Origin of the sequence: Vibrio ichthyoenteri ATCC 700023, from assembly GCF_000222605.1 — a bacterium.
GTDB classification, from domain to species: Bacteria; Pseudomonadota; Gammaproteobacteria; order Enterobacterales; family Vibrionaceae; genus Vibrio; species Vibrio ichthyoenteri.
This window is the reverse complement of sequence record NZ_AFWF01000095.1, coordinates 1-5833: the sequence shown is the minus strand read 5'-3', so window position 1 is coordinate 5833 and position 5833 is coordinate 1. Positions and strand designations below refer to the sequence as shown.

At 47.3% G+C, this 5833-nt stretch carries 11 protein-coding genes; all 11 read left to right on the top strand.

Annotated features, from left to right (window positions below):
* Positions 1 to 123 precede the first annotated feature (123 nt).
* Positions 124 to 456, top strand: coding sequence for a hypothetical protein (locus tag RH85_RS08550; RefSeq protein ID WP_138956456.1), 333 nt, complete (start codon positions 124 to 126; stop codon positions 454 to 456).
* A 587-nt stretch (positions 457 to 1043) separates the two neighbouring features.
* Positions 1044 to 1958: a DUF1281 domain-containing protein gene (locus RH85_RS08540; protein ID WP_006711821.1), complete on the top strand. Its 915-nt coding sequence runs from the start codon at positions 1044 to 1046 to the stop codon at positions 1956 to 1958.
* Positions 1959 to 2019: 61 nt separating this feature from the next.
* Positions 2020 to 2307 carry a hypothetical protein gene (locus RH85_RS08535; RefSeq protein WP_006711820.1) on the top strand — a complete coding sequence of 96 codons (288 nt, stop codon included), beginning with the start codon at positions 2020 to 2022 and terminating at the stop codon, positions 2305 to 2307.
* Between the two features lie 205 nt (positions 2308 to 2512).
* On the top strand, positions 2513 to 2815 hold the full coding sequence (locus tag RH85_RS08530) for an integrative conjugative element protein, RAQPRD family (RefSeq protein WP_006711819.1): 303 nt from the start codon (positions 2513 to 2515) through the stop codon (positions 2813 to 2815).
* On the top strand, positions 2812 to 3072 hold the full coding sequence (locus tag RH85_RS08525) for a TIGR03758 family integrating conjugative element protein (RefSeq protein ID WP_006711818.1): 261 nt from the start codon (positions 2812 to 2814) through the stop codon (positions 3070 to 3072). The genes RH85_RS08530 and RH85_RS08525 overlap by 4 nt, the downstream gene beginning before the upstream one ends.
* Positions 3069 to 3413, top strand: coding sequence for a TIGR03745 family integrating conjugative element membrane protein (locus RH85_RS08520; RefSeq protein ID WP_006711817.1), 345 nt, complete (start codon positions 3069 to 3071; stop codon positions 3411 to 3413). Before RH85_RS08525 ends, RH85_RS08520 begins: the two co-directional genes overlap by 4 nt.
* Positions 3414 to 3417: 4 nt before the next feature.
* Entirely contained in the window at positions 3418 to 3747 is a 330-nt protein-coding gene (locus RH85_RS08515; RefSeq protein ID WP_006711816.1) for a DUF3487 family protein, read from the top strand.
* Between the two features lie 10 nt (positions 3748 to 3757).
* Positions 3758 to 4171: a hypothetical protein gene (locus tag RH85_RS08510; RefSeq protein ID WP_006711815.1), complete on the top strand. Its 414-nt coding sequence runs from the start codon at positions 3758 to 3760 to the stop codon at positions 4169 to 4171.
* Positions 4161 to 4517, top strand: a complete 357-nt coding sequence (locus RH85_RS08505; protein WP_231893230.1) for a hypothetical protein — start codon at positions 4161 to 4163, stop codon at positions 4515 to 4517. The genes RH85_RS08510 and RH85_RS08505 overlap by 11 nt, the downstream gene beginning before the upstream one ends.
* Complete coding sequence (locus tag RH85_RS08500) at positions 4514 to 5149, top strand: PFL_4703 family integrating conjugative element protein (protein ID WP_006711813.1); 636 nt, start codon at positions 4514 to 4516, stop codon at positions 5147 to 5149. Before RH85_RS08505 ends, RH85_RS08500 begins: the two co-directional genes overlap by 4 nt.
* Positions 5149 to 5833, top strand: a 685-nt coding sequence (locus tag RH85_RS08495; RefSeq protein ID WP_006711812.1) for a TIGR03749 family integrating conjugative element protein, incomplete at its 3' end; no start/stop codon positions are given. The genes RH85_RS08500 and RH85_RS08495, both read left to right, overlap by 1 nt.

Below are 5833 nucleotides of genomic sequence, written 5' to 3'. Positions count from 1 at the left end.
TCGCGCTGACTGATATTCGTGCTAAAAAGCGAATTGAACAGTCTGTAGTATAAGTAAAATTCATAAACCCACAGGGGATTCGATCCCTTGGGTATCGTTTCTCCTTTTTTGATGAGGAGAACGATGATGAAAGCAGTAACGGTAAATGTTGGTGGAGCGAAGGTGGATTGTTTTGTGCAGTATGCGCAATACGGTAATAGCCAAATCGCCCTACAACTTATCGCTCAACAAAGTGCAGATAATGAAGCGCAAGGTATCTTCCTTGGTATGCCAATTGGCAAGCCAACGGTTTGTTTACCTGAGCAGAGTTTGGCGCCTAATGAAACGATAATCAAAGATTGTGATGAGTATGCAGGTTTTCTGGATGCTCTAGAGCAAGCTGAGATAGTCAAAGCAACAGGTCGAGAGATCTGTTGTGGGTATGTTTCATACAAGGTAGTTGAAGTCTTAGTTTAATTATTTGTACACCTAGTCCGGCAGGAACTTCGTTCCTGTTGGATTGGGGTTTTCTGAAGCGCAATCAGAAGGAAAGCCAGTTACAAACGATTATCTTGACACTAAATTGTTTTTGATTAAAGAACAGTTAACCTTGGAAATTGAGAAGACAAGAAGTGACACTATAAAATGGGACGCTGGCTTGCTAATCGCCCAAGGGGTACTCATTGCTACGTTTGTTAAATTATTTTCATTGTTTTAATTAACCCCAACAAACTAAGAGCCTCTATCCATTTGGATCGAGGCTTTTTTCTACCTAGATTATATCGAGGATAGGTAAGCTATGTTTCACGTCTAACGAGAAATGGTTAATGGGTGCGCTCATTATGTAAATGATCGTGTCTCTGCTTGCAATTGTCATTACTTTTGCTAAATCGTGAGGTTTTGATTTGATGCGTTCACAAGGCAAATCAAATCATCGAACTATAGCCGGACCTTAAACAAATGAATTAAGGTTTTCAACTCAACATTATTGCGCCTAGCGCACCGTCCATACAGGATGCTTCCTGTATGGGGGCGTCCTTTTTTATTTTAAGAAGGAAATTATTATGCCTAACTGGTGTGTTAACCAAATCCATGTCAGTGGCCCTGATGCGCTTGAAGTTGAGCGCTTGATGACAGAACCACAAACTCTACTGCATTACGATGCAACCAAAGCGGCTGTGAAGATGTTTTTAGCCGGTGTAGGTGGTTTGTTAAAACCGACTGTGCCAATGCGCTTTGATGTTTATCCAGAGTTGATCGCCGGTATCGGTGAATCCAATACAGCGAACCATGCTTTTGATGCGTTCGTGATGCTACTGAACCAAAAACCGCAGTTAACGCCTGAAATCAGCCTAGTCATTTTGACTTTGTTTGATCAGACGGGGTTGAAGCAGCGGTATTGGGGTAACTTACCTGTCGCAGCCAGAAAGAAGATCTCGCCATTGTTGAAGAACAGTGCATACGATTGGTCTGGTATCTACTTTCGACGTTTACCACTTGATGTGGTATGGGCAAAGCTTGATGTCTTTGGTCCTGTTTTACCTAGCTCGTTTTCGTTAAGCAGTTTATGTCCACCAAATCTGTTGTCGCAAATCAATGGGTTTAATGGCCATTTATTGCCGGGGATATCTAGTGGTTACAACGATAATTGTGATCGTCTTGGAACGAAGTGGGAGATGGTAGACGTTGATGTTGTCGAATCAAATGATGGGTTTGTAAAACTTGAGTTTGATACCGCTTGGAGTCCAGCCATTCCACCGATGGCAGAGTTGGCGGCACGTTTTCCTGAGTCAGTCTTTACCCATTATTTTGTTGAAATAGGGTGCTCGTTCTGCGGCTATGTTTCGTATGAGGATGGGATTGTTCAGGAAGACCGTGATGACAGTTTGGTCTTTTCAGATGAAGAGAACGATGAGGGGTATCATGATTTAGTCGGTCCAGACTATCTCATTGAAAACTTCGATCGCTACGGCGGTTAATTTTTATCACCCAATCAGGGGGCACATCCCTGATTGGGGTGTGCTCTCAAGGAGCATACTGATGAATAAAATGTTGTACGTCTACGACGATGAAGGGACGTTGGCCCGTCTATCGATAACGGACTTTAAAACTGAGACCGACGCAGCGATCAGTCTTATTGATGTGTTGATCGATTGGTCATATGAACATGGGGGCGCGATTTATGGTGCAGCTTCCGTTAAAGCTCACATCAAAGAGTTAGAGGGGTTAAAATCAGAGGTTCGGGATTTTTCCGTGGACTTAAGCGAACAAGCCTGGTTTGGCACTTCGTTAGGTTTTACCTTTTCTTGCTGTTTGAATGAAGAGTGATTGTTAGTAAAAAGCCGAGCTCATTGAGTTCGGCTTTTTTTGTTTCTTTGTGCTTGTTTGTAGGTAAAACAAAATCACCGTAAGGATATCATGAATCGCCCATCTTCGCTGCAAATAGAAATAAATTTTTTTTGTACTTTTGTTTGCGGTTTTTTGTTTTCGAAATTGCTAGCTTGTACGCACGTTTTTTATTCAGGAAACAAAGATGAAATCAATCATTGTTCTTGGCGTGGCGCTGCTGGCCAGTTTGCCCGTCAATGCGAGTGTTGAAGGGGAAAAGCAAGAGCTCGCGCTTATACAAGCTCACCTCGATAAGCTCGATTACCTTATCGCGCGTGCCGAACGTGAAGCGGATTATCGATCGCTTCGCCAATTTGAGTATGGCGCTTTAAAAAGTGATATCCGCCAAATTCAAGCGGGGATCGACGATTACCTCCATCCCGAGCGCGCAGTTCCTCGCCCTGTTACGCCTTTAGGTGGTGACTACGTTCAAAGGCCGATGCGATGAGCGTGGAAATCGATCCAGGGCGCTCACTTGATGCCTTTACGCATGGCGCCGGATATACCCCAAATTCGCTGGCGATTGTGCTTGGCTCTGTTGCGTTTGTCGGATTGCTCGCGTGGGTTATCTGGACAGCTTGGAGTGGCTTTAAAGGAATGCGTAACAAAAAAGTCACCAAAGAAGTGTTTCGGCGGATGATTTTTCGAGCGCTCTTTATTTTTCTCGTTCTTCAATTTTTACTTTTTTATGGAATAACCGCATGAACAACCCTCTTTTAACCAAATGGCTTGCCTTGTTCTTTCTCGCTATCGGCGCGAAAGCGCACGCCAAAATCCCTCAAAACCAAGATCCATCGCAAGGGCAGAGTGACAACATTCTTACCATGGTGCTCTATTTTGCCTACGACATCTTGCTGATTGGCGGCTCTATTTTTATCGCCTTTTGCGCCATCTATTTCATGGGGCACATGTGGGACATGTACAAGAAAACCCGTGAACGTCAGGCCACAAAGCAAGACCTACTTACCGATGGCGTCATTGGGGCTGTGTTGCTGCTGTTTTCCATTTGGGGTCTGAACTTTGGTTTGGGCATTTTGGAGAAATAGCACGATGAAAAGTGCCGCTTGTTTAAATGTGATGCCCCCTTTTTATAAAGGCCTTTCGCTGGGCGAGATTGGCGTACTCACTATCGTCAATACCTTGATTCTTGGCGTGATAGGGCTTTTTGTGGCCTTCATAACCGGATGGTGGATTGTGTTTGTGAGCGCTCTACTGCTGGGATTACTAAGCATGGCGATATTGCCCAAAGGCTTGATTGCACCGCTCACCCGTATCAAGGCGCGTCACTGCCAATATTATTTACAAAAACAATTCGATCGCCGAGTGAATACCGAGCGATACACCACACAAAGTCGCCGCTTTGCGACTCGACGAACTTAGGAGAAAAACAATGAGCACAGAGAACGTAGCGGGCAACGAAGCGCCAATCAATATTGAAATCAACCCAACCGATTCAGGGGCGATTTTACTCCATGGCTGGCTTCGTGCTTATGCCGAGTACGACGAGTTGTTCTTAAGCGAAGACAAAGACTACGGCGAAAACTATCGCGGTGACAGCGTGCGTCTTGAGCTTTATGAAGCCACCGATGGGCAGTGGGTTTATGTCCAAACCGTCCGAGGGGCCAACATTGCCGGTTACCGACCTCGTCAATGCGATGTGCAGATTTTTAGAAACCGCGACGTCTGTCAGCCTCATTTTCGTATGGGTCGTCGCTACGCGGCCGCACTGATGAAAAAAGCAGGCCTTTCTCATGTCCAATTCATCGGTCACGAGAAGGCGGCCGAGGAGGGGGATGATGAGTAATTTTCCCTTCAATACAGAGTTAATGGACTTTCAACCTGTGGTGCTAACGGCGGCGGATAACTGCGGCCGAGATTGGCACTTTGACGGCGCGCTTATGGGGCAAAGTCAAGACAGTCACTATGACTATTTTTTGTACCACACGCGCTCTAAGCACAAGTACTACATCATGGTTGGGGTGCGCATTGAAAAAGCAACGGGCATCACCGAGGCGGAAAACTGGGGAATGATTGACACCGATATGATGGCCAGCTTCATGAGTGAATATGCGCGTTTTGACATCTTCACTCAGTGCCAGTTTCCGGGTTACCACTACATCGGCGCGCCAATACATCGGGAGGCGGCATGAGTCACAGTCGTTTTCGCAGTGCGTTAGCGGGGCGAGATGCACACATACGCTCGCTTCGCGTAGCGCTGGTCAGTGTCAGCGCACTGGCCCTTTTTGCGCTTTGGGGATGGAACAAGGCTGGCGGTGAGTTAACCGTCCACAATCCACCGGATTTAAGCGCAGGCGCCTCGCGCGTTTGGTCTGAAATACCAAAACCCAACGTCTATGACTTTGCGGTGAGTATTTTTACCCAAGTCAACCGATGGGTCTCTGATGGCGGTGTGGACTACAAAGAGAATCTGCATCTTTATAGCTACTACTTCACGCCCCAATGTCGTCAGATTTTAAATCAAGACTATGAGCAAAAGCGCCAAAAAGGTGAGCTGTCGGGGCGTGAGCGCAGTTTGTCGCAAATCCCGGGCTACGGTTTTGAGGATTGGCGAGTTGAGAAGCACAGCCGCGATAACTGGACAGTGCAAGCGGACTTGCAGCTCAGTGAATACGTCGGCGGCGTGGAAGTGAAATCGAGCGCGATCCGCTGGCCGCTGAAAGTGGTGCGCTATGACGTTGACCGTAACAACAACCCATGGGGCTTGGCTATCGATTGCTTTGATGGTCCAGCACGTAACATCGAATTTAAGGAGTCCAAATAATGACGTTATCAAAAGCGTTAATGTGGAGCGCCGCTCTGCTGTGTGTCGCTCCCGTGCAAGCGATGGAGCGCGTGATGAATTGGGAAGGTACGCCGCTTCCTTTGACGATGACGCCTGGGAAGGAGTTGATTATCAACTTCGGTGAGGATGTGCGCATTGCCATACCGGCTCATCTCAATGGCGTATTAAGTACTGCCTCGCTCGGTGGTCGCGTCTACTTAAGTGCTAACCGTCACTTTGATGTGGCTCGTCTCCATGTTGAGCGTCTCTCTGATGGGATGCGCGTTCTATTGGATGTTCAAGCGGATGAGGCTTTTGCATCGATGCCTCTGGTTGAGGTGGTGCTACCCAAACAGATAGGCGCACCTGTGAGTGACACCGTCACGGATGTAGCTATGAGCGGTGGAACTGCCATCTCACAAAGCCAAGCATTGAAAATGGCGCCGCAAGCGCTGCTTATTCGCTATGCCATGCAAAGCCTCTATAGCCCTTCTCACGCCATCGAGCCGTTGCCTGGTGTGGCGCGAATGCCGATGGGGCTAACCAATAACATTCAAGCCAGCGCTTTCCCTTATTGGCCTGTCGAAGCTACCCCCATTGCAGCGTGGAAATTGGGCGAGGAGGTGGTCACCGCCATTGAAGTGAAAAACCTTGGCCAGCGCTTGCAAACACTCGACCCAAGAC

Bases quoted from the DNA above. Each gene is read 5' to 3' on its own strand.
- RH85_RS08550 (WP_138956456.1), top strand. From the start codon at position 124: ATGATGAAAGCAGTAACGGTAAATGTTGGTGGAGCGAAGGTGGATTGT.
- RH85_RS08540 (WP_006711821.1), top strand. From the start codon at position 1,044: ATGCCTAACTGGTGTGTTAACCAAATCCATGTCAGTGGCCCTGATGCG.
- RH85_RS08535 (WP_006711820.1), top strand. From the start codon at position 2,020: ATGAATAAAATGTTGTACGTCTACGACGATGAAGGGACGTTGGCCCGT.
- RH85_RS08530 (WP_006711819.1), top strand. From the start codon at position 2,513: ATGAAATCAATCATTGTTCTTGGCGTGGCGCTGCTGGCCAGTTTGCCC.
- RH85_RS08525 (WP_006711818.1), top strand. From the start codon at position 2,812: ATGAGCGTGGAAATCGATCCAGGGCGCTCACTTGATGCCTTTACGCAT.
- RH85_RS08520 (WP_006711817.1), top strand. From the start codon at position 3,069: ATGAACAACCCTCTTTTAACCAAATGGCTTGCCTTGTTCTTTCTCGCT.
- RH85_RS08515 (WP_006711816.1), top strand. From the start codon at position 3,418: ATGAAAAGTGCCGCTTGTTTAAATGTGATGCCCCCTTTTTATAAAGGC.
- RH85_RS08510 (WP_006711815.1), top strand. From the start codon at position 3,758: ATGAGCACAGAGAACGTAGCGGGCAACGAAGCGCCAATCAATATTGAA.
- RH85_RS08505 (WP_231893230.1), top strand. From the start codon at position 4,161: ATGATGAGTAATTTTCCCTTCAATACAGAGTTAATGGACTTTCAACCT.
- RH85_RS08500 (WP_006711813.1), top strand. From the start codon at position 4,514: ATGAGTCACAGTCGTTTTCGCAGTGCGTTAGCGGGGCGAGATGCACAC.